At 68.6% G+C, this 20,236-nt stretch carries 22 protein-coding genes; 13 read left to right on the top strand and 9 right to left on the bottom strand.

Annotated elements, in window-relative coordinates:
- Positions 1 to 76 precede the first annotated feature (76 nt).
- On the bottom strand, positions 77 to 1,363 hold the full coding sequence (urtA, locus tag ALA01S_RS22755; protein WP_066341411.1) for an urea ABC transporter substrate-binding protein: 1,287 nt from the start codon (positions 1,361 to 1,363) through the stop codon (positions 77 to 79).
- A gap of 183 nt (positions 1,364 to 1,546) precedes the next feature.
- Positions 1,547 to 2,557: an SDR family oxidoreductase gene (locus tag ALA01S_RS22750; protein ID WP_066341396.1), complete on the bottom strand. Its 1,011-nt coding sequence runs from the start codon at positions 2,555 to 2,557 to the stop codon at positions 1,547 to 1,549.
- 217 nt (positions 2,558 to 2,774) lie between these two features.
- Between ALA01S_RS22750 and ALA01S_RS22745 the strand changes: the two genes are divergently transcribed.
- From ALA01S_RS22745 to ALA01S_RS22735, 3 genes are all read left to right on the top strand, one after another.
- Positions 2,775 to 3,467 carry a hypothetical protein gene (locus ALA01S_RS22745; protein WP_218011512.1) on the top strand — a complete coding sequence of 231 codons (693 nt, stop codon included), beginning with the start codon at positions 2,775 to 2,777 and terminating at the stop codon, positions 3,465 to 3,467.
- 69 nt (positions 3,468 to 3,536) lie between these two features.
- Positions 3,537 to 3,953 carry a carboxymuconolactone decarboxylase family protein gene (locus ALA01S_RS22740; RefSeq protein ID WP_066341391.1) on the top strand — a complete coding sequence of 139 codons (417 nt, stop codon included), beginning with the start codon at positions 3,537 to 3,539 and terminating at the stop codon, positions 3,951 to 3,953.
- Between the two features lie 236 nt (positions 3,954 to 4,189).
- Positions 4,190 to 4,813, top strand: a complete 624-nt coding sequence (locus ALA01S_RS22735) for a hypothetical protein (RefSeq protein ID WP_218011511.1) — start codon at positions 4,190 to 4,192, stop codon at positions 4,811 to 4,813.
- 22 nt (positions 4,814 to 4,835) lie between these two features.
- Here the strand turns inward: ALA01S_RS22735 and ALA01S_RS22730 are convergent, their stop codons facing one another.
- Both ALA01S_RS22730 and ALA01S_RS22725 read right to left on the bottom strand, forming a co-directional pair.
- The gene (locus ALA01S_RS22730; protein ID WP_066341386.1) at positions 4,836 to 5,777 is read right to left on the bottom strand and encodes a response regulator transcription factor; all 942 of its coding nucleotides are present in this window, start codon (positions 5,775 to 5,777) and stop codon (positions 4,836 to 4,838) included.
- Positions 5,761 to 9,342, bottom strand: a complete 3,582-nt coding sequence (locus ALA01S_RS22725) for a hybrid sensor histidine kinase/response regulator (RefSeq protein WP_066341384.1) — start codon at positions 9,340 to 9,342, stop codon at positions 5,761 to 5,763. Before ALA01S_RS22725 ends, ALA01S_RS22730 begins: the two co-directional genes overlap by 17 nt.
- 98 nt (positions 9,343 to 9,440) lie before the next feature.
- Here ALA01S_RS22725 and ureA point away from each other — a divergent pair, with 98 nt between their 5' ends.
- The 9 genes from ureA (at position 9,441) to lysM (ending at position 15,534) form a co-directional block, all read left to right on the top strand.
- Positions 9,441 to 9,743: an urease subunit gamma gene (gene ureA / locus ALA01S_RS22720; protein ID WP_066341382.1), complete on the top strand. Its 303-nt coding sequence runs from the start codon at positions 9,441 to 9,443 to the stop codon at positions 9,741 to 9,743.
- Positions 9,744 to 9,785: 42 nt separating this feature from the next.
- Positions 9,786 to 9,953: a hypothetical protein gene (locus ALA01S_RS33360; protein ID WP_157119203.1), complete on the top strand. Its 168-nt coding sequence runs from the start codon at positions 9,786 to 9,788 to the stop codon at positions 9,951 to 9,953.
- Positions 9,950 to 10,258, top strand: coding sequence for an urease subunit beta (locus ALA01S_RS22715; protein ID WP_066341380.1), 309 nt, complete (start codon positions 9,950 to 9,952; stop codon positions 10,256 to 10,258). The genes ALA01S_RS33360 and ALA01S_RS22715 overlap by 4 nt, the downstream gene beginning before the upstream one ends.
- Positions 10,259 to 11,986: an urease subunit alpha gene (gene ureC, locus ALA01S_RS22710; RefSeq protein WP_066341378.1), complete on the top strand. Its 1,728-nt coding sequence runs from the start codon at positions 10,259 to 10,261 to the stop codon at positions 11,984 to 11,986.
- A gap of 46 nt (positions 11,987 to 12,032) precedes the next feature.
- Positions 12,033 to 12,680 carry a LysE family translocator gene (locus ALA01S_RS22705; protein ID WP_066341376.1) on the top strand — a complete coding sequence of 216 codons (648 nt, stop codon included), beginning with the start codon at positions 12,033 to 12,035 and terminating at the stop codon, positions 12,678 to 12,680.
- A 90-nt stretch (positions 12,681 to 12,770) separates the two neighbouring features.
- Positions 12,771 to 13,502: an urease accessory protein UreE gene (gene ureE, locus ALA01S_RS22700; RefSeq protein WP_066341375.1), complete on the top strand. Its 732-nt coding sequence runs from the start codon at positions 12,771 to 12,773 to the stop codon at positions 13,500 to 13,502.
- Positions 13,502 to 14,185: an urease accessory protein UreF gene (locus tag ALA01S_RS22695; RefSeq protein ID WP_066341374.1), complete on the top strand. Its 684-nt coding sequence runs from the start codon at positions 13,502 to 13,504 to the stop codon at positions 14,183 to 14,185. Before ureE ends, ALA01S_RS22695 begins: the two co-directional genes overlap by 1 nt.
- A 16-nt stretch (positions 14,186 to 14,201) precedes the next feature.
- Positions 14,202 to 14,849 carry an urease accessory protein UreG gene (gene ureG / locus ALA01S_RS22690; protein ID WP_066341373.1) on the top strand — a complete coding sequence of 216 codons (648 nt, stop codon included), beginning with the start codon at positions 14,202 to 14,204 and terminating at the stop codon, positions 14,847 to 14,849.
- A 151-nt stretch (positions 14,850 to 15,000) separates the two neighbouring features.
- Entirely contained in the window at positions 15,001 to 15,534 is a 534-nt protein-coding gene (lysM, locus tag ALA01S_RS22685; RefSeq protein ID WP_066341372.1) for a peptidoglycan-binding protein LysM, read from the top strand.
- Positions 15,535 to 15,626: 92 nt separating this feature from the next.
- Here the strand turns inward: lysM and ALA01S_RS22680 are convergent, their stop codons facing one another.
- The 5 genes from ALA01S_RS22680 to ALA01S_RS22660 form a co-directional block, all read right to left on the bottom strand.
- Positions 15,627 to 15,890 (bottom strand): (2Fe-2S)-binding protein, encoded by a 264-nt coding sequence (locus ALA01S_RS22680; RefSeq protein ID WP_084267832.1) that lies wholly within the window; start codon positions 15,888 to 15,890, stop codon positions 15,627 to 15,629.
- A gap of 287 nt (positions 15,891 to 16,177) precedes the next feature.
- Positions 16,178 to 16,657, bottom strand: a complete 480-nt coding sequence (gene bfr, locus ALA01S_RS22675) for a bacterioferritin (RefSeq protein WP_066341370.1) — start codon at positions 16,655 to 16,657, stop codon at positions 16,178 to 16,180.
- A 145-nt stretch (positions 16,658 to 16,802) separates the two neighbouring features.
- Complete coding sequence (locus ALA01S_RS22670; protein ID WP_084267831.1) at positions 16,803 to 17,432, bottom strand: response regulator; 630 nt, start codon at positions 17,430 to 17,432, stop codon at positions 16,803 to 16,805.
- A gap of 34 nt (positions 17,433 to 17,466) precedes the next feature.
- Positions 17,467 to 18,984, bottom strand: coding sequence for a HAMP domain-containing protein (locus tag ALA01S_RS22665; RefSeq protein ID WP_238455904.1), 1,518 nt, complete (start codon positions 18,982 to 18,984; stop codon positions 17,467 to 17,469).
- The gene (locus ALA01S_RS22660) at positions 18,981 to 19,913 is read right to left on the bottom strand and encodes an alpha/beta fold hydrolase (RefSeq protein ID WP_084267830.1); all 933 of its coding nucleotides are present in this window, start codon (positions 19,911 to 19,913) and stop codon (positions 18,981 to 18,983) included. The genes ALA01S_RS22665 and ALA01S_RS22660 overlap by 4 nt, the downstream gene beginning before the upstream one ends.
- 171 nt (positions 19,914 to 20,084) lie before the next feature.
- Here ALA01S_RS22660 and pqqA point away from each other — a divergent pair, with 171 nt between their 5' ends.
- Positions 20,085 to 20,159, top strand: coding sequence for a pyrroloquinoline quinone precursor peptide PqqA (gene pqqA / locus ALA01S_RS33355; RefSeq protein WP_157119204.1), 75 nt, complete (start codon positions 20,085 to 20,087; stop codon positions 20,157 to 20,159).
- Positions 20,160 to 20,236: the final 77 nt, after the last annotated feature.

The following is a 20,236-nucleotide window of genomic DNA, read 5'->3' as shown; positions in this document are numbered from 1 at the left end:
CGAGCGGCTTGCGGGAGACACCGCAACGGCAGGCCGCAGCAACGGACGCCGGCGGTGCATCCCTTTCAAGCCTGGCTTACTTGGCCGCGGCCATCTTCTCCGGCTCGTCCTTCTTCTTGTCGTTGCCGGGGATGTAGGGGCTCCAGGGGTTGGCGCGCACGGGGCCGGGGGTCTTCCAGACCACGGAGAACTGGCCGTCGGCCTTCACTTCGCCGATGAACACGGGCTTGTGCAGGTGGTGGTTCTTCTCGTCCATCTTGGCCACGAAGCCGCTGGGGGCCTTGAAGGTCTGGCCGGCCATGGCGGCGATGACCTTGTCGGTGTCCGTGCTCTTGGCCTTCTCGACGGCCTGCTTCCACATGTGCACGCCGATGTAGGTCGCCTCCATCGGGTCGTTGGTCAGCGGCTTGTCCTTGTGGCCGGCGATGTTCTTGGCCTTGGCGTAGGCGGACCACTTCTTGACGAACTCTTCGTTGGTCGGGTTCTTCAAGCTCATGAAGTAGTTCCAGGCGGCCAGGTGGCCCACCAGCGGCTTGGTGTCCACGCCGCGCAGTTCCTCTTCACCCACGGAGAAGGCCACCACCGGCACGTCCGTCGCCTTCAGGCCCTGGTTGCCCAGCTCCTTGTAGAAGGGCACGTTGGAGTCGCCGTTGATGGTGGAGACCACGGCCGTCTTCTTGCCCTCGGCCGAGAACTTCTTGATCTTGGCGATGATGCTCTGGTAGTCCGAGTGGCCGAAGGGGGTGTACTCCTCCATGATGTCGGCGTCGGCCACGCCCTTGGACTTCAGGAAGGCTCGTAGGATCTTGTTGGTGGTGCGGGGGTAGACGTAGTCGGTGCCCAGCAGGACGAAGCGCTTGGCGCTGCCGCCGTCCTTGCTCATCAGGTATTCGACGGCGGGAATGGCTTGCTGGTTGGGGGCGGCGCCCGTGTAGAACACGTTCTTGCTCAGTTCCTCGCCCTCGTACTGCACGGGGTAGAACAGCAGGCCGTTGAGCTCCTCATACACCGGCAGCACCGACTTGCGGCTCACCGAGGTCCAGCAGCCGAAGGTGACGGCGACCTTGTCCTGGCTGATGAGCTGGCGGGCCTTTTCGGCGAACAGCGGCCAGTTGGAGGCGGGGTCCACGACCACGGGCTCCAGCTTCTTGCCCAGCACGCCGCCGGAGGCATTGATCTCGTCGATGGCCATGAGCACCGTGTCTTTCAGCACGGTCTCGGAGATGGCCATGGTGCCCGACAGCGAGTGCAGCACGCCGACCTTGATGGTGTCGGCGGCGGCCGCGGGCAGCGCGGTGGACACCAGCGAAGCCAGGGCCACGGCGCCCAGCGCCAGATTGAAACCGCGACGATTTGCCTTCATGTGCATTCCCCTCTAAGGGCCCCTGTGGCGGGCCGTTGATCGAACGGGATGCAGTGTCGAAGCGGGGGCGTCGCGCCGGAATACGACAACTTGCGTAGATGCGCGCGGAGTACGACAGATGGCGTAGGGAGGCTTCCCCGGTGCGCCGGAGAAGCCTCCCGTGCGGGACGGCAGCGGCAGGCGTCAGATCGCCCCGACGCTGCCCGTCACCGGCAGCACGATGCCGGTGATGTAGCCCGCGCAGGCCGGCGCCGCCAGGAACACGTAGGCCGGCGACAGCTCCTCCGGCTGGGCGGCGCGCTTGAAGTCCGTCTTCTTGCCGAACTCGGCGACCTTCTCGGCCGGGGAGTCGGCCGGGTTGAGCGGCGTCCACACCGGGCCGGGCGCGACGGCGTTGACGCGAATGCCCTTGGGCAGCAGGTTCGAAGCGAGCGACTTGGTGAAGGCGTGGATGGCCCCCTTGGTGGCGCTGTAGTCCAGCAGTTGCTGGCTGCCTTCCAGCCCCGTGACGGAGCCGGTGTTGATGATGGAGCTGCCCGCCTTGAGGTGGGGCAGCGCGGCCTTGGCCATGTGGAAGTAGCCGAAGACGTTGGTGCGCAGCGTCTCGTCCAGCCGCTCCTCGGTGATGTCCTCCAGGCTTTCGGCGTGTTCCTGGAAGGCGGCGTTGTTGACCAGGATGTCAAGCTTGCCGAATTCCTTGACCGCCTGTTCCACGGCCTGCTTGCAGAAGGCCATGTCCTTGACGTCGCCGGGAATGAGGATGCAGCGGCGCCCTTCCGCTTCCACGCAGCGTTTCGTCTCCTCGGCGTCCTGGTGCTCGTTGAGGTAGACGATGGCCACGTCCGCGCCCTCGCGCGCGTAGAGCACGGCCACGGCGCGGCCAATGCCGGAGTCGCCGCCCGTGATAAGTGCGGCCATGCCCTGCAGCTTCTCGCTGCCCTTGTAGTTGGGCGCCTGGAATTGCGGCTGGAGCTGCAACTCGGCCTCGATGCCGGGCTTCTCGATGTGCTGGGCCGGCAGGTCGGTGGGCTGCCGGCGGGCGCCGGTCTGGGGCGGCTGCTGCGGTTCCCCACCGCCGCCCTGCTGGGCCTTGCGGTTGTCCTTCTGGTCCTGCTGCTTCTGGATGCCGCGCTGCTTGTCGGCGACGGTGTCGACGTTTTGCTGCTTCTGCTGGGAATCGCCTTGCTGTTTCATGGGGTGCGCTCCGTGTGGGGTGGGATGGAGCTGCGGTCGGCAGGTGGCGTGCCTGTTGAATCCGGCCGAAATATTGATATTTGCGTCCGTCCTTTTGCAATGACCGCCCGGCAATCGAATCACGCACAAACCGCAAGACGCTTTTCTTCCGAATGCACGAAGCCTTCGCCATTCATCATTAGAATGCGGACGGCCCATACACGTCAGCATCGATTCGATGCCAATCAATATGCATCTCACAGACGTCATTCCCTGGGGCCGCTCACTGGCCGAATACCAGGCCATGTTCTCGCTGTCGCAGGAGGATTTGAACAAGAAAAGAATTCTGGGTTGCGGCGACGGGCCGGCCAGCTTCAATGCCGAGGCCACGGCACAAGGTGGCCGCGTCATTTCCGCCGATCCAATATACGCCTTCTCCAGACAGCAAATTGAGAGTCGAATCCTGGAAAGCTATTCGACCATCATGGCGCAGCTTGCCAGCCATCAGGCTGATTACATTTGGGATTTAATGCAGAGCGTGGAAAACGTGGGACGCCAGCGCATGCAAGCCATGAACAGGTTTCTGGCCGATTACGACATTGGCAAGCATCAAGAGCGCTACGTAGAGGCCGCACTGCCAACTTTGCCGTTTGAGAGCAAAATTTTCGATCTGGCCCTATGCTCTCATTTCCTTTTTCTCTACAGCAGCCAAGTTGCTCTCAAGGCTCACATTGAAGGCGCCCGCGAGATGTGCCGGGTTGCCGCAGAGGTCAGGATATACCCTCTTGTTGCGATGAAGGGCGGATTATCCCCTCATTTGCCGGCAGTCATGGACGCCTTGCAGGCGGAGGGCATACAGACAAATCTTGCCCCCGTTTCGTACCGTTTTCAAAAAGGCGCAACACAGATGCTGGTGTTGCGAAGGCAATAAAACCCACGCCTTTTCTCTTTGTCTATAACTCCCTCTTCACACTCGTCTGATTTTCCAAAATTTACAGCCATGTCCACCATCGCCCTGAACCCCAGCCCCGAAGAAAATCCCCGCGTCAAAGCTGTTTTCGACGACATCCGTGCCACGCGGAAAACCGATTTCGTCAACAACATGTGGCGCGCCCTGGCGTTCGACGCCACGCTGCTGGAAAACACCTGGGCCGAGGTCAAGCAGGTCATGGCCACGCCCTCCTCGCTGGACCCGCTGACCAAGGAAATGATTTACATCGCCGTGTCCGTGGCAAATTCCTGCAGCTATTGCATCCACTCCCACACGGCCGCCGCCAAGGCCAAGGGCATGACCAGCGAACAGCATGCGGAACTGCTCACCATCATTTCGCTGGCGGCCAAGACCAATCACCTCGCCAACGGGCTGCAGTTGCCGCTGGACCCGGTGTTCGATGCCGGCGCATCGCCCCAGGCGTAAAAACGGCACGCCGGCAACGCCTTCCGTCCGTGGCTTTCCGGCAATTTCAACGGTCCAAATTTATTTCAAGGCCCGCGCTGCCCAGGCACCCATGGCCTGGACTGCGAAATTGGCGCCAAATGGTGATCCGCAGCCCGGCGTTGCCTTCAGGCGCTGGAGAACACAGGCCATTTAACGGGTTGCCAGAGAAAATAGAATTGAGACCCCGGGATGTTCTTGCCCGCCGCACACCGCGCATGAACAATGGCGCCCCCAACTTCAAACCTTCAGGGACGCCCATGCTGAAATTCTTTTCTTCCATTGCCCTGTGTGGCGTATTGGCTGGCTGCGCCAGCATTCAGCAGCCTTCGCCCTCCTCGACTGAAACCACGCCCACCACATCTGCACCCGCCTGCCCGTCACCGGCGGATCTACCCGCGACGCTGCTTGGGCAATTCGAACCCGCTGTTGACGACGCCTTGCTCGCCAAGGCCCTAGGCCCGGCGGACAAGGGTGGCTTATGCACCGGGCGGGTTTACCAGGCCAAGGCCGACACCAATGTCATGCTTTTCCGCGCCTGGAACAGCACCAACCCCAACAGCAAATTGGGCAAATGGTGGGCTTTCGGAAAACCGGAAGGCAAGACGGCGGATTACCGCAAGGATTATGTGATCTGCTATGAATGGACGCCGCTGGACATGCTGGCGCAATGCCGGGTGAAAGCGGGCACCAAAATCGTCATCGGCCCAGGGCAAAGCATGCAGTGCTCGCAATATTTGACTTACCCTGCCTCGGCGCGGCAGCAGGTGTATATCGACGATGCGGCCGGGTCGCTGGACAATTGCAGCACGTTCAACGGGACCTTCAGCTGGCAGCCTTGATGAATTTCTGGCGGCGGTTTTCTCACCGCCCCGCTGCCGTCGCCAGCGGCCCCAGCCTTTTCACCACCAGCGCCGCCGCCGCCGTGCGCGTTTCGACGCCCAATTTCTCGAACACGTGCTCCAAATGCTTGGTCACCGTGCGCGGGCTGGTGCCCAGGATGTCGCCGATATCGCGGTTGGTCTTGCCCTGCAGCACCCAATAAAGCACTTCGGATTCGCGTGCCGTGAGGCCAAAGGTCGGCCCAAGCGCGGCAATCGTCGCGGTGTCGTTCTGCTCGCGCAGCACCAGCAGCCATTCGTCCTCGCCCATGGCTTCGTGCAGCACGAAAGTCAGGCGGCGGGCGGCCTGCGTCACGGCCAGCGTCGCGCCCAGCGCGGGTTTTACGTTCAGCCAGGCACGCAGCGGCGCGGGGGCTGAACCGTCGGGCCCGGGAGCGTCGTCACCCGTGAAAAACTCGGCCAGGAGCTGGCGGGCCAGCGCGGTCTGCCACACCAGGCGGCCGTCGCGGGCGCGCAGCACCACGCTGGCGTGGCCGAAGGCGTCCAGCACCCGCCGCGCCTGCGTCTGCGAGCGGGCGCTGTGCAGGTGCGCGGCCATGCGCGCCAGCACCTCGCTCGTGCGCAGCGGCTTCGTCACGTAGTCGTTCACGCCGGCGGCGAAGGCCTTCACGAGGTGCTCACTCTCGGTCAGCCCGGTCATGAAGACGATGGGCGTGGCGGCGGTGCGCGGGTCGGCGCGCAGGCGGCGGGCGACTTCGAAGCCGTCCATGCCGGGCATCACGGCGTCCAGCAGCACGATGTCGGCCTGCGTGGCACGGGTGAGCGCCTGCTCGCCGGAGGTGGCCACCAGCACGGTGTAGCCGCCCTCGTCCAGCGCGTCGTGCAGCAGCGCCAGGTTGTCCGGCACGTCGTCCACCACCAGCACCACGCCGGCTCCTCTGTCCAGCTCAGGCACCTTGTTCATCTTGGGCTTCCAGGGTCTTGCGCACGGCGCCCGCCAGGGCGTCCAGCTCGAAACGCTGCAGCAGCGCGCGCAGCGGGGCCGCGAAGGCAGGCCCTTGTTGTGGGTCGGATTCGGCAATGCGCTCCAGCGCCGCCCTCGCCCCGCGCACATGGCCCAGGCGCAAGGCTTCATCCAGCGCGCGCAGCAGTTTCACATCGGGGCGCCACGCGGGATCAGCCGGCGCGGCCGCGGTGGCCGGGACCGGCGCGGCGCGTGCGGGCTCCGGCTCGGCGGCCGGCGCCTGCTGCGACGCCGCGGCTGCCGGCAAAGCGGGCGCCGGCGCTGGGTGCACGGGCAGCTCCTCAATCCACGCCAGCTTCAACCGCCGCTCCAGCCAGTCCAATAAATCGTCCACGCGCACGGGTTTGACGAAAAAGTCGCGCGCGCGTACGCCGGGGTCGTTGTCCAGGCCGCGGTCAAACGCGTTGGCCGAGACGATGGCCACGGGCGCATCGTCGGCCAGGCCCAGGGCGCGCAGGCGCTGCAGGGTCTGCCAGCCGTCCAGCCCGGGCATGGCCAGGTCCATGAAGAGGGCGTCCGGCCGCAGCGTGGGCCACAGCGCGATGGCCTCGGGACCGCTGGCGGCCTGGTGAATCTCGAAACCCAGCGGCTGCAGCAGATTCAAGAGCAGCTCCCGGTCCGGCGCCTCGTTGTCCACCACCATGAGCTTGCGGCGCGGCCCCAGGTAGCCGCGGCGCGCGCCGCGCACGGCCTGCGGCGGCGGCGCGTCCACCTGGGGCAGGAAGAGTTTCAGCGTGAACGTGCTGCCCTCGCCCGGCGTGCTGCGCGCGGTCAGCTCGCCGCCCATGAGGATGACCAGCATGCGCGCGATGGTCAGCCCCAGCCCCGAGCCGCCGCCCGCGGCGCTGCCGCGCTCGAAGGGGTCGAACACCCGCTCCAGCTCCTGCGCGTTCATGCCGGGGCCGCTGTCCTGCACTTCGAAGAGGGCCATCTGCCGCGCATAGCGGGCGCGCAGCGTGACGCTGCCCGCGGCGGTGAATTTCACGGCGTTGCCCAGCAGGTTGATCAGCACCTGGCGCAGCCGGCGCTCATCCGCCCGCACCCACGGCGGCATGGCGGTGTCTATCTCGGTGCGGAAGTCCAGGCCCTTGGCCGTGGCCTGCAGCTCGAAAAGGCGGGCGATTTCGCCCACCGCCTCGCGCAGCGCCATGGGCTTCACGTGGAGCTGCACCCGGCCGCTCTCGATGCGCGAGAGCTCCAGCGTGCCCTCGATCAGCGACAGCAGGTGCTCGCCGCCGCGGCGTATCACCTGCACGGCGTGCTGGCGGCGCGGGGGCATGTTGGCGTCGTCCTCCAGCAGTTGGGCGTAGCCCAGGATGGAATTCAGCGGCGTGCGCAGCTCGTGGCTGATGGCGCTGATGTAGCGGCTCTTGGCCTGGTTGGCCGCGTCCGCCGCCCGCTTGGCCTGCTGCAGCGCGGCGTCGGTGCGGTGGTGGGCCTCGATCTCGCGCTGCAGGGCGGCGGTCTGGCGGCGGCTTTCCTCCTGCGCCAGGGCGCGGCTGCGCTGCGCCAGCACCAGCCACCACAGCACCATCCCGGCCGCCGGAAGCCCCAGCAAGGCTTCGCTGATGAAACTGCCGCCTGCGGCGGCGTGGCGGTGCAGCAGCCACAGCGCCAGCGCCAGCAGCGGCGCGCCGGGCAGTGCCGCCAGCAGGTAGGGCGCCAGGCCCTTGTCCAGATAGGCATAGACGCCGCGCGGCAGCAGCGCGCGCAGCAGCCGCTCCCATTGCGCATCCAGCCGCGCGTGCGGCTTGCACAGGTCGCCGCAGCGCGCGTCCAGCGTGCAGCACAGCGAGCAGATGGAGCCCTGGTAGGCGGGGCAGCGCGCCATGTCGTCAGGCTCGTAGCGGCGCTCGCACACCACGCAGCGCACGCCTTTCAACGGCTTGTCCGGCGCCGCGGCGGCCTGGGCGGGCTTGGCGCTGGCCGCCTTGGCGTCGCCAGCCTTGGGCTCACCGGCGGGCCTGGCTTGGGCCGCCTTCTCCGCCGTCCACGGCGCCTCCTGCGGGGAGCGTGCGAGATAGAACCGGCCGCGCGTGGCGCGGGCCACCAGGGGCGAGGTCACCAGCGCGGTGACCATGGCGATCAGCGCCGAAAACGCCTGCGCCCCGGCGCCGAAGGCGCCCAGGTGGGCGGCCACCGAGAGCACCGAGGCCAGCCCCATGGCGCTCACGCCCACGGGGTTGACGTCGTACAGGTGCGCGCGGCGGAACTCGATGCCCGGCGGCGACCAGCCCAGCGGCTTGTTGACCACCAGGTCCGCCACCACGGCCATGATCCAGGCCACCGCCACGTTGGCGAACAGGCCCAGCACGTGGCCCAGGGCCTGGAACACGTCCATCTCCATCAGCGCCAGCGCGATGAGGGTGTTGAACACCATCCACACCACGCGCCCCGGATGGCTGTGCGTGGCGCGCGAGAAGAAGTTGCTCCAGGCCAGCGACCCGGCGTAGGCGTTGGTGACGTTGATCTTGAGCTGCGACACCACCACGAACAGCCCCGTCGCGGCCACCGCCCAGCCGTAGTGCGGAAAGACGAACTCGTAGGCCGCCAGGTACATGCGGCTCGGGTCCACGGCCAGCTCCAGCGGCACCATGTGCGTGAGCGCCAGGTGCGCCAGCAGCGCGCCGCCGAGCATCTTCAAGACGCCAGGAATCACCCATCCCGGCCCGCCCATGAGCACGGCCGCCCACCAGTTGAAGCGCCCGCGCCGGCCCGGCTTGGCCTCGGGCATGAAGCGCAGGTAGTCCGCCTGTTCGCCCATCTGCAGGATGAGCGCGCTGCCCACCGTCACCGCGGTGCCGAAGCCCAGCCAGCTGAAGCCCGCGCTGCCGTCCGGCCCGGCGTGCTGCATGAAACCCTGCAGCAGCGCCGGCTGCTCGCGCAGCACCACCACGTAGGGCGCGATGAGCATCACGAGCCACAGCGGCTGCGTCCAGAGCTGCAGCCGGCTGATGGTGGTGACGCCGTGCGTGACCAGCGGAATCACCACCAGCGAGCACAGCAGGTAGCCCCAGGCCGGCGGGAGGCCGAAGACGAGGTCCAGCGCGTAGGCCATGACCGCCGCTTCCAGCGCGAAGAAGATGAAGGTGAAGCAGGCGTAGACCAGCGACGTGACCGTGGAGCCCAGGTAGCCGAAGCCGGCGCCGCGGGTGAGCAGGTCCATGTCCACGCCATGGCGCGCGGCGTAGACGCTGATGGGCAGCCCGGCCAGAAAAATGATCAATCCCGTGACGAGGATGGCCAGCGCCGCATTCGTGAACCCGTGCTGGACCAGCAGCGTGGCGCCCACGGCCTCCAGCACCAGGAAGGACGACGCGCCGAACGCCGTCTGCGCCACGCGCCAGGGGCTCCAGCGCCGGAAGGCGCGCGGGGTGAAGCGCAGCGCGTAGTCCTCCATGGACTCGCGCGCCACCCAGGCGTTGTAGTCGCGCCGGATCTTGACGACGCGCTGAAGCGGCTCACCGGCGGCAGGAGCGGCGGCGGGGGAAGGCGGGGACTGCATGGGTGTGGTCAAGCTCAACCGCCTTGCCGTTCAAGAAACGCACCAAGTCTCCCCCATTGGGGGGATGTCCGGCATCCATCGTGCTAAAAGCCCGGCCCATGGAACTCACGCCCCGCGAGAAAGACAAGCTGCTGATCTTCACCGCCGCGCTGCTGGCCGAACGGCGCCGCGCCCGCGGTTTGAAGCTCAACTACCCCGAGGCCGTCGCGCTGCTGAGCGCGGCCATCATGGAAGGCGCGCGCGACGGCAAGTCCGTGGCGCAGCTCATGGGCGAAGGCAAGACCCTCCTCACCCGCGACGACGTGATGGACGGCGTCGCCGAGATGATTCCTGAGATCCAGGTCGAGGCCACCTTCCCTGACGGCACCAAACTGGTGACCGTGCACCAACCCATTGCCTGACAACGCACTAAATCAGTGCAACAACAAGGACGAGGCACAAGAATGAAGCAACTCCTGATCGCGACGCTGGCCGGTTTTGCCGGCCTGGCACAGGCACACGAGGGCCACGGCCTGCCGGGTGCGGCGCACTGGCATTCGACCGATGCGGTGGGCTACGTGGTGCTGGCCGCCGTGGTGGCCGCGGCGCTGTGGAGCACGCGTCGCAAATGATTCCCGGCGAGCTCATCACCGACGACGGCGCCGAGCTGGAGCTCAACCCCGGCCGGCGCACGCTGGTGCTGGTGGTGGAGAACGCGGGCGACCGCCCCATCCAGGTCGGCTCCCACTACCACTTCGCCGAGACCAACGGCGCGCTGCGATTCGACCGCGAGGCCGCGCGCGGCATGCGGCTGAACATCCCGTCCGGCACGGCGGTGCGCTTCGAGCCGGGCCAGCAGCGCACGGTGGAACTGGTGGACTACGCCGGCACGCGCGAAGTCTGGGGTTTCAGAGGCCTCGTCCAAGGAAAGCTCTGAATGGCAAACATCTCCCGGCGTGCCTACGCCGAAATGCTCGGCCCCACCGTGGGCGACCGGCTGCGACTGGCCGACACCGAACTGCTGATCGAGGTTGAAAAGGACTTCACCCTGGCCGCGGGCGGCTACGGCGAGGAAGTGAAATTCGGCGGCGGCAAGACCGTGCGCGACGGCATGGGCCAGGGCCAGCGGCCCAACGGCCCTGGCGCGGCGGACGCGGTCGATTGCGTGATCACCAACGCGCTGATCGTGGACCACTGGGGCATCGTCAAGGCCGACATCGGCCTGCGCGGCAGCCGCATCGCGGCGATCGGCAAGGCGGGCAACCCGGACGTGCAGCCGGGCGTGGACATCGTCATCGGCCCGGGCACGGAAATCATCGCCGCCGAGGGAATGATCGTCACGGCCGGCGGCATCGACACGCACATCCACTGGATCTGCCCGCAGCAGATCGACGAGGCGCTGAACTCCGGCGTCACGACCATGATCGGCGGCGGCACGGGCCCGGCCACCGGCACCTTCGCCACCACCTGCACGCCCGGCCCCGAGAACATCGCCCGCATGCTGATGGCGGCCGAGGCCTTCCCCATGAACATCGGCTTCATGGGCAAGGGCAACGCCAGCCGCCCCGAGGGCCTGCGCCAGCAGATCGAGGCCGGCGCGCTGGGCCTGAAGCTGCACGAGGACTGGGGCACGACGCCCGCGGCGATCGACTGCTGCCTGGGCGTGGCCGAGGAAACCGACACCCAGGTGGCGATCCACACCGACACGCTCAACGAGTCGGGCTTCGTCGAGGACACCATCGCCGCCTTCAAGGGCCGCACCATCCACAGCTTCCACACGGAAGGCGCGGGGGGCGGCCATGCGCCGGACATCATGAAGGTGGTGGGCGAAGCCAACGTGCTGCCCTCCTCCACCAACCCGACGCGGCCCTACACGGTCAACACGCTGGACGAGCACCTGGACATGCTCATGGTGTGCCACCACCTGGACGCGTCCATCGCCGAGGACCTGGCGTTCGCCGAGAGCCGCATCCGCCGCGAGACCATCGCCGCCGAGGACGTGCTGCACGACCTGGGCGCCATCAGCATGTTCAGCTCCGACTCGCAGGCCATGGGCCGCGTGGGCGAGGTCGTCATCCGCTGCTGGCAGACGGCGCACAAGATGAAGGTGCAGCGCGGACCGCTCGCCGGTGATTCCGCGCGCAACGACAACGAGCGCGTGAAGCGCTACGTGGCCAAGTACACGATCAACCCGGCGCTGGCGCACGGCATCTCGCACGAGGTGGGCTCCATAGCAGTGGGCAAGTGGGCCGACCTGGTGCTGTGGAAGCCCGCCTTCTTCGGCGTCAAGCCGAGCCTGGTGCTCAAGGGCGGCTTCATCGCCACGGCGGCCATGGGCGACGCCAATGCGTCCATCCCGACGCCGCAGCCCGTGCACTACCGGCCCATGTTCGGCGCCTTCGGCGGCGCGCTGTCGGCCACGTCGCTGACCTTCGTGTCGCAGGCGGCGCTGGGCGGCGGTGCGCTGGACCGGCTCAACCTGCGCAAGACGCTCTCGGCCGTGCGCGGCTGCCGCACGGTGAGGAAGGCCGACATGGTGCGCAACGGCTACGCGCCGCACATGGAAATCGACGCCCAAACCTACGAGGTCCGCGCCGACGGCCAGCTCCTGACCTGCGAGCCGGCCCAGGTGCTGCCCATGGCGCAGCGGTATTTCCTGTTCTGACGGGGTCATTCAACCGGCGGCTGGCCGCCGGGTTCAGCATCTCTCCATGGACACCCTTCTCCTCCCCTCCACGCCGCTGCTCTTCGCCTTCCTCGGCGCCAGCCTGGTGCTGGCGCTGACGCCGGGGCCGGCCGTCGTCTACATCCTCACGCGCACGCTGGCGCAGGGGCGCGCCAGCGGGCTGGCCTCGGTGGCGGGCGTGGCGCTCGGGAACCTGGGCAACGCGGCCGGCGCCGCGCTTGGGCTGGCGGCGCTGTTCGCGGTGTCGGCCGCGGCCTTCACGGTCGTGAAGTGGCTCGGGGCGGCCTACCTGATCTACCTGGGCCTGCGCCTGTGGCGCCAGGGCGATGCGACGGCCGGCGCGCCGCAGGTGCGGGCGCAAAGCCACCGCCGCGTGTTCGCCGACGGGTTCGTGGTCGCGCTGCTGAACCCCAAGACGGCGCTGTTCTTCGCCGCTTTCCTGCCGCAGTTCATGAACCCGCAAGGCGCGGTGCTGCCGCAAAGCCTGCTGTTGGGCGGGCTGTTCGTGGCCGTGGCGGCAAGCACCGACCTGCTCTACGTGCTGGGCGCGAGCGTGCTGGCGCCGCGGCTGCAGCGCGGCGTGGCGCAGGCGCGCTGGGGGCGGCGCATCGCCGGATCGTCCTTCATCGCGCTTGGGCTGCTCACGGCGTTTTCGGACCGGCCGCGGGCGTGATTCGCCCAAGCGCCACAGACCTTTTTTGACTTCTTCCGCCATGCCCCGCCCGCCAGGGCGGCCGGCAGACGCACTGCATACTGCCGCCCCATGCTGACCGTCAACAAACTCCTGCCCCGCGGCCAATCGCTGGCGCCCGCCCTGCGCCGCCGCGCCGCCACCGTCGAGCTCGACTGGGACACGCGCCAGAAGAGCCGCTTCGAAGCCACCGACAGCCAGGGCCGCCAGCTCGGCGTCTTCCTGCCCCGCGGCAGCGTGGTGCGCGGCGGCGACGTGCTCGTGGCCGAGGACGGCTCGCTGGTGCTCGTCCAGGCCGCACCGCAAGCCGTGCTGGAAGTGCGCGCCGCCGAACCCTTCGCCCTGCTGCGCGCCGCCTACCACCTGGGCAACCGCCACGTGCAACTGGAACTGCAACCCGAGCTGCTCAAGCTGGAGCCCGACCACGTGCTGGCGCAGATGCTGCAGCAGATGGGGCTGCAGGTGAGCGAGGCGCAGTCGGCCTTCGAACCCGAGAGCGGGGCCTACGCGGCGGGCGGCCCTGCGCAGGGCCACGATCACGCGCACGGCCAGGACCATGGCCATGTGCATGGCCCGGGCTGCGGCCACGACCACTCGCAGGACCACGGCCACAGCCCCGCGCAAAGCCAGGACCACGGCCACGTGCACGGCCCGGGTTGCGGTCACGACCACGCGCACGACCACAAGCACGAACCCGCTCCCGCCCCCGCCGCGGCCCCGTCGCGCGGCAAGCCGCTGGGCATTCCCGTGGCCGCCGCGCCTGTGCCGCACGTGCACGGCCCCGGCTGCGGACACGACCACTGATGGCGCCGGGCGCCCTGCTGGACCTGCTGTGGCTGGCCTCGCCGGCCCTGCCGGTAGGCGGCTTCAGCTACTCCGAGGCGCTGGAAGCGGCCGTCGACACCGGCCTGGTCACCAACGAGGAGCAGGCCCGCGCCTGGCTGCTCGACCAGCTCCACCTGTCCCTCTCCCGCGCCGACTTGGCCGTGGTCGCCACTGCGCATGCGGCTTGGCAGGCGGGTGACGAATCGCGCATCCGCGAGCTCAACGACTGGGTGCTGCTCACCCGCGAGAGCAGCGAGCTGCGCCAGCAGGCCGAGCAGATGGGCCGCTCCATGCTGGAGTGGCTGCGCAACCAGGCCGACGCGGCCAGCGATCCGCGCCTGGCGCAGCTCGCCGCGCTGAAGCCGCCCACCTGGCCCGTGGCTTGGGCGCTGGGCGCGGCCCGCGGCGGCGCGGCGCTGGAGCCCACGCTGGTGGCGCACGCCTTCGGCTGGGCCGAGAACCTGGTGCAGGCCGCGCTCAAGGCCGTCCCGCTGGGCCAGAGCGCGGGGCAGCGCATCCTGGCCGCCTTGTCCAGGGACATTCCCGCCGCCGTGGCCCACGCCATGAGCCTGGACGACGCCCGCCGCCAAGCCTTCACGCCCATGCTGGCCATCCTCTCGGCCCGCCACGAGACCCAGTACTCCCGCCTCTTCCGCTCCTGAAACCGAAAACGAAGTGATGAACAAGCTGCACGCCATCCCCAACCGCACCAAGAAACTCCCGCCGCTGCGCGTGGGCGTGGGCGGCCCCGTGGGGTCGGGCAAGACCACCCTGGTCGAGATGCTGTGCAAGACCATGCGCGAGCGCTGGGACCTGGTGGTGGTGACCAACGACATCTACACCAAGGAAGACCAGCGCCTGCTCACCGTGGCCGGCGCGCTGGACCCCGAGCGCATCGTGGGCGTGGAAACCGGCGGCTGCCCGCACACGGCCATCCGCGAGGACGCCTCCATCAACCTGGAAGCCGTGGACCGCATGCTGGAGAAGTTCCCCGACGCGGACATCGTCTTCATCGAGTCCGGCGGCGACAACCTGGCCGCCACCTTCAGCCCCGAGCTGTCGGACCTGACGATCTACGTCATCGACGTGGCCGCGGGCGAGAAGATCCCGCGCAAGGGCGGCCCGGGCATCACCAAGAGCGACCTTTTCGTCATCAACAAGACCGACCTCGCGCCCCACGTCGGCGCCGACCTCTCGGTGATGGAGGCCGACACGCGCCGCATGCGTCCCAACCGTCCCTTCGTCATGACCAACCTGCGCACCAGGCAGGGCCTGCAGGACGTGGTGGAGTTCATCGAGCAGCGCGGCATGCTCACCGCCGCCTGAAAAGGATTGCGGCGGCCTTGAATCCGGCTGCGCCGGGCCGTGACGGCCGGCAGCCGCCGCGTCACAGCCGTATCCGCGCTTGACCCCGGGCCGCCCGGGGCACGCCGCCTGCTGACGGCGGGGCATCTCCAACGCCAAGTGAGGCATGCCCATGGGTCTGATCAATTTCGTCAAGGAAGCCGGCGAGAAGCTGTTCCACCGCGGTGGCGACGACAAAGCGGCCGCTGCCGCCGCCCCGGCCGCGGCGCCCACCCAGGCCGACGTGGCCGCGCTCAACCAGCAGGCGGGCGACGCCATAGAGCACTACGTGCAGCAGTTGGGCCTGCAGGTGCAGAACCTGCAGGTCACCTTCGACGGCGCCACCTCCACCGCCACCGTAGCCGGCCAGGCGCCGGACCAGGCAACCAAGGAGAAGGTGCTGCTGGCCTGCGGCAACGTGCAGCACGTGGCGGCCGTGACGGACCAGCTCACCGTGGCCGGCGCGCCCCAGGCCGCCGCCTCCCCCGAGCAGCAGCCGGCGCAGTTCCACACCGTGGCGTCGGGCGACAACCTGTCGAAAATTTCCGCCAAGTACTACGGCAGCGCGAACGACTACATGCGCATCTTCGAGGCCAACAAGCCCATGCTGTCGGACCCGAACAAGATCTATCCGGGCCAAGTACTGCGGATTCCGGCGAAAGCTTGAGGCGCTGCCGCGAGCTGAACGGCCCGCTGAAAACGACGATGCCCGCTCAAGAGCGGGCATCGGTGCTTGAAAAGGGTGCTTTCAGCGGGCGGTCACACCGGCATCAGCGAAATCACCGGCCGGCGCGGCGCGGCGGGCACGGGGGCCGGCAGCGGGCCCGTCACGGCGGCGATGCTGGTGGAGGCGGCGTGCTTGGCCAGCGCCTCTTCAAACGTCTCCACCGCGCAGTCCTGGCAGCAGCCGCAGTTGCGGGCGATGCAGGTGTCGTCCTGCAGCGTCTCGAAATCACGCGTGCCCGTGCGGACCGCCTCGCGGATATCGCGGTCGCTGATTCGGTGGCACAGGCAGACGATCATGGCGGCACTCACTGAAGAAGTGCGTCCAGTATCGCAAATGAGAACGCTTCTCAGCAAGTATTCCCTGGCAACGACGAGGCGAAGCCCCGTGTAAAAGGCCGCAATCCGCGAGATCGCCGCAGAAAACCGGCGAACTCATGACTGCTCGGTCACAAAAAGAGGCGGCGTCCGGCTGGTTCCCCAAAAACAACGGGCTCCCGAAGGAGCCCGTGGGTGCCAGCCGCTCGGCCGGTCCGGCAGGAGTGCTGCGGTGCCGGATGCGCCGCGCGGCGGGAGGCGTTGCCGCGTCAGTCGCCGTGAGGCTTCATCTGCGACTGCAGGTAGTTCTGCTCGCCGACCTGGCCCACCAGGTCGATCTGGGTTTCGAGGTACTCGATGTGTTCCTCGGTGTCGTCCAGGATGTCGGTGAGCAGGTCGCGCGTGACGTAGTCGCGCACGGACTCGCAGTGCTGGATGGCGTCGCGCAGGACGACGGCCGAGCCGATTTCCAGCTTGAGGTCGCAGCTCAGCACTTCGATGGCGTTCTCGCCGATGAGCAGCTTGCCCAGGTCCTGCAGGTTGGGCAGGCCTTCGAGCATGAGGATGCGGTCAATGATCTTGTCCGCATGCTTCATCTCTTCGATGGACTCCTCGTACTCATGCTTGGCCATGCGGTCGAAGCCCCAGTGCTTGAGCATGCGGTAGTGCAGGAAGTACTGGTTGATGGCCGTGAGCTCGTTCTTGAGCTGGGCGTTGAGGAAGTCGATGACTTGCGGATCACCCTTCATGGGGAGCACTCCTTGTCGGTTGTTGTGAGCGAGGTTTGTGATTTTCGGCCGGCCATCATCCGGCCAGGGCCCTTGTCCATGACAACGCGGACGGGACGCGACGCATTCTCAAGAGCCCGACTCCCTTGGCCGCCGACAGCCCGCCTCAGGCCTGGATCAGGCCCCAGCGCAGCGCCACCAGGGTGAGCTCGGACTGGTTGCCCGCGCCGAGCTTCTGCTTCACATGGTAGAGGTGCGTGCCCACGGTGCTGGGCGAAAGTTTCAGGTCCGTTGCGATCTGCGCCACGCTGCGCCCGCGCGCGAGCTGTATGAACACGGCGAACTCGCGCTCGGAGAGCAGCTCCACCGGGCTGGCGTCGCCTTCGAGCTGCGCCAGCGCCAGCGCCTGCGCGGTGCGCGCGTCCACGTGGCGCTTGCCCGCGGCCACGGCGCGCACGGCGGCCACCAGCTCGTCCGGCGCCACGCGCTTGGCCAGGTAGCCCAGCGCGCCGGCGCGCAGCACGCGCTGCGGATGCGCCGTGTCCTCGTGCGCCGACAGCACCAGGATGCGCGCGCGCGCATCCTGCGCAATGAGGCGGCGCACCGCCTCCATCCCGCCCATGCCCGGCATGGACAGGTCCATCAGCACCACGTCCGGCCGCAGCGAGGCGTAGAGCTGGCAGCCCTGCTCGCCGTCGCCGGCCTCGCCCACCACTTCCATGCCGGCATCGGCCAGCAGCATGCGAAAACCCATGCGCACCAGCGCGTGGTCGTCCACCAGCAGCACCCGCGTCACGGCGCCTCCCTTTTCATGGCTTGCGGCCGTGACATCACGGCGTCTCCTTGTCCTTCTTGATGGGGCCGGCCCAGGGGCTGCGCGCCTCCTCGGCCGGTTCGCCCAGGTCGGCCGCCGCCACCGGCGGGCGCTGCGGCAGCCAGACTTCCAATTCCACCCCTTGCGGCGCGGCGGGCTGCACGCTCATGCGCCCACCCAGGCTGCCCACGCGCTCGTCCAGCCAGCGCAGGCCGTGGTGGCCGGGGCGCTCCTGCCACTGTGCGGGCAGGCCACGGCCGTCGTCGCGCAAGCGCAGGCGCAGCTCGCCGCCCTCCACCCACAGCCGCAGCTCGATGCGCGTGGCCGCGCCGTGGCGCAGCGCGTTCGTGAGGCCTTCCTGGGCGGCGCGATACAGGGCCAGCGCGGCCTCGGCCTCCAGCGGCGCCAGCTCCGGCGGCTGCTGCAGGCTCAATTGCAGCCCGGGGTGGGCGCGGCGGGTGCGCTCCACCAGGTCCTGCAGCGCGGCGCTCAGGCCCATGCTGTCCAGCACCAGCGGCGCCAGGCGCGGGATGAGGCCGTGCATGGCGTCGTACAGGCGCGAGGACTCGTCGGCAATGAGCTGCGCGGCCTGGCGCGCCTCGGCGTCGTCCACGCGGCGCGCCACGGCCAGCGCCAGCGAGCGTATGGCGGTGACGGACTGGCCCAATTCGTCGTGCAGCTCGCGCGCGATGGTGCGCCGCTCCTGCTCGATGTGGTGGTCCAGCCAGCGCGCCAGCTCGCGGCTGTCGCCCAAGCGGCGCTCGGCCAGCACGGCGCGCTTTTCGGTGTCTATGTGCGCGCGCAGTTGCGCCACCATGCGGTTGAAGGCGCTGCCGATGGCGGCGGCCTCGCGCCCGCGCAGCGGCGGCAGCCGCACGTCGAAGCGGCCGGACTCCAGCTCGCCCAACGCGCGCTCTATGCGGCCGAAGGGGCGCACGGCCCGCCCAACCAGCCAGAACACCAGCACGTTGAGCGCCAGCAGCAGGCCCAGCGCCATGGCGGTGAACTGCACCACGACGTCCCAGGCGTCCAGCGCGGCGCGGGAGTGGTTCGCGGTGATCTGCAGCCGCCCGTCCGGAAACTCGTAGGCCTGCATCAGCGGCTCCGGAGCGATGTAGCGCTCGAACCAGTCCGGTGCGTCGCGGCCCAGCTTGTAGGTCGAGGGCGGCGAGGTGTAAAGCACGCGGCCCTGCCCGTCGGTGAGCGTGATCTCGTTGGAGCGCACGCGGCCCAAGCCGTTGAGAAAGCTCAGCATCCCCGGCGTGCCCTGCGCGGTGTAGAGCCATGCGGTGCGGTTGAGCAGTTGCGCGGCGACGCGGTTGGCGGCCACCACCTCCTCTTTCACCGAGTCGCGCAGGTTGTTCACCTTGAGCACCAGCAGCCAGGCCACGAACAGCAGCGTGAGCACGCCCACCAGCGTGTTCACCTGCGCGCGCAGGCCCCAGGTGAAGCGGCGCGGGCGGGCCATGGCCGCCGGCTGTGCCGCATCGGCGGACGGCGTGCCTTGGGCCGCGGGCTGCTCCACCGCGCTCACACCGCGTCTCCCGGCGGACCGAAATCGCCGCGCCCGGCAAAGGCGTCCAGCGCGCGGCGCTGCGCGGCCTGCAGCAGCGGGTGCGCCGGGTCGTGGCCCACGCCGGGCAGCATTTCAAGCTCGGCCCAGGGCACGGCGGCCTGCAGCAGCCGCGCACCGCCGGCGGGGCAGACGGCGTCCTGCTCGCCATGCAGCAGGCGCAACGGCACTTGCGGCAGCGCGGCCAGGCGATCCAGCAGCGGCGGCTCCTGCAGCCAGCAGCCCTCGCGCAGGAAGTGGGACTGCACGCGGTAACGGTCCACCAGCGCCTCCAGCGCCTCGCCGGCGGGGGTTTGCGCCTCGTCCGACTGGCCGCAGCGCAGCCGCTCCCAGCGCCACCATTCGATGGCCAGCGCCTGCGCCGCCTCGCTTTCGAGCTCTGGCATGCCCGCCCAGCCCTGGGCCAGCGCGGCGGGAGCGCCTTCGAAGAAGCCGCGGATGTCGGCCTCGCGCGCCAGGAACGTGTTGCGCAGCAGCAAGCCCAGCACGCCCTCGGGCTGGTCCAGCGCGTGCAGCAGCGCCAGCGTCGCGCCCCAGGAGCCGCCGGCCACCAGCCAGCGCTCCACGCCCAAGCGGCGGCGCAGCAGCCAGAGGTCGTCCAACAGCTTGGCGGTGGTGTTGTGCACCAGGCCGCCGCGCGGCGTGCTGCGGCCGGCGCCGCGCTGGTCGGGGCAGATCAGCCGGTATTTCGTGAGGTCGAACCCGCGGCGCAGCAGCGGGCTGCAGCCGGAGCCGGGGCCGCCGTGCAGCAGCAGCACGGGCAGCCCGTCGGGAGCGCCCCACTCCTGCACGTGCAGTACGTGCCCGTGGCCCACGGGCAAGCCGTGGGTGCGCAGCGGGGCCAGGTCGGGGGTGGGATTGGGTTCGGACACGCCCGGGATGGTAGCCATGCGTGCGGGCAGACCCTGAGACGCGCGCAGATTCATGATTTTCATGAGGCCGGAATGCAGACCGCGGGCCTGTGGCGCCCAGGCCCCCCGCCGGAAGATGGCGCCTGGAACGACGTTCCCGCGGTCATCGCCAAAGAGGCCGCGCCCACTGACCAGAAAAGGAGACTTCACATGCAATGGCAAACCCCCTGCGCGACCGATCTGCGTTTCGGCTTCGAAATCACGATGTACGTCGCCGCTCGCTGAATGCGGGCTGAAGCAGGGCTGATCGCCTGATCAGCGCGCTTCACCAGCGGGGCGGCACGGTGCAAGCCGTGCCGCCC

It is taken from the genome of Azohydromonas lata NBRC 102462, from assembly GCF_001571085.1.
Taxonomy (GTDB): Bacteria; Pseudomonadota; Gammaproteobacteria; order Burkholderiales; family Burkholderiaceae_C; genus Azohydromonas; species Azohydromonas lata.
This window is presented reverse-complemented; position numbering and strand designations above follow the sequence as displayed.

Excerpts from the sequence above, each read along its gene's own strand:
- ALA01S_RS22695 (WP_066341374.1), top strand. The coding sequence starts at position 13,502 with ATGGCGCCGGGCGCCCTGCTGGACCTGCTGTGGCTGGCCTCGCCGGCC.
- ALA01S_RS22715 (WP_066341380.1), top strand. The coding sequence starts at position 9,950 with ATGATTCCCGGCGAGCTCATCACCGACGACGGCGCCGAGCTGGAGCTC.
- ALA01S_RS22660 (WP_084267830.1), bottom strand. The coding sequence starts at position 19,913 with ATGGCTACCATCCCGGGCGTGTCCGAACCCAATCCCACCCCCGACCTG.
- ALA01S_RS22705 (WP_066341376.1), top strand. The coding sequence starts at position 12,033 with ATGGACACCCTTCTCCTCCCCTCCACGCCGCTGCTCTTCGCCTTCCTC.
- ALA01S_RS22680 (WP_084267832.1), bottom strand. The coding sequence starts at position 15,890 with ATGATCGTCTGCCTGTGCCACCGAATCAGCGACCGCGATATCCGCGAG.
- ALA01S_RS33360 (WP_157119203.1), top strand. The coding sequence starts at position 9,786 with ATGAAGCAACTCCTGATCGCGACGCTGGCCGGTTTTGCCGGCCTGGCA.
- ureC (WP_066341378.1), top strand. The coding sequence starts at position 10,259 with ATGGCAAACATCTCCCGGCGTGCCTACGCCGAAATGCTCGGCCCCACC.
- ureG (WP_066341373.1), top strand. The coding sequence starts at position 14,202 with ATGAACAAGCTGCACGCCATCCCCAACCGCACCAAGAAACTCCCGCCG.
- bfr (WP_066341370.1), bottom strand. The coding sequence starts at position 16,657 with ATGAAGGGTGATCCGCAAGTCATCGACTTCCTCAACGCCCAGCTCAAG.
- ALA01S_RS22730 (WP_066341386.1), bottom strand. The coding sequence starts at position 5,777 with ATGAACAAGGTGCCTGAGCTGGACAGAGGAGCCGGCGTGGTGCTGGTG.
- ureA (WP_066341382.1), top strand. The coding sequence starts at position 9,441 with ATGGAACTCACGCCCCGCGAGAAAGACAAGCTGCTGATCTTCACCGCC.
- urtA (WP_066341411.1), bottom strand. The coding sequence starts at position 1,363 with ATGAAGGCAAATCGTCGCGGTTTCAATCTGGCGCTGGGCGCCGTGGCC.
- ALA01S_RS22750 (WP_066341396.1), bottom strand. The coding sequence starts at position 2,557 with ATGAAACAGCAAGGCGATTCCCAGCAGAAGCAGCAAAACGTCGACACC.
- lysM (WP_066341372.1), top strand. The coding sequence starts at position 15,001 with ATGGGTCTGATCAATTTCGTCAAGGAAGCCGGCGAGAAGCTGTTCCAC.
- ALA01S_RS22735 (WP_218011511.1), top strand. The coding sequence starts at position 4,190 with ATGAACAATGGCGCCCCCAACTTCAAACCTTCAGGGACGCCCATGCTG.
- ALA01S_RS22740 (WP_066341391.1), top strand. The coding sequence starts at position 3,537 with ATGTCCACCATCGCCCTGAACCCCAGCCCCGAAGAAAATCCCCGCGTC.
- ureE (WP_066341375.1), top strand. The coding sequence starts at position 12,771 with ATGCTGACCGTCAACAAACTCCTGCCCCGCGGCCAATCGCTGGCGCCC.
- ALA01S_RS22745 (WP_218011512.1), top strand. The coding sequence starts at position 2,775 with ATGCCAATCAATATGCATCTCACAGACGTCATTCCCTGGGGCCGCTCA.
- ALA01S_RS22725 (WP_066341384.1), bottom strand. The coding sequence starts at position 9,342 with ATGCAGTCCCCGCCTTCCCCCGCCGCCGCTCCTGCCGCCGGTGAGCCG.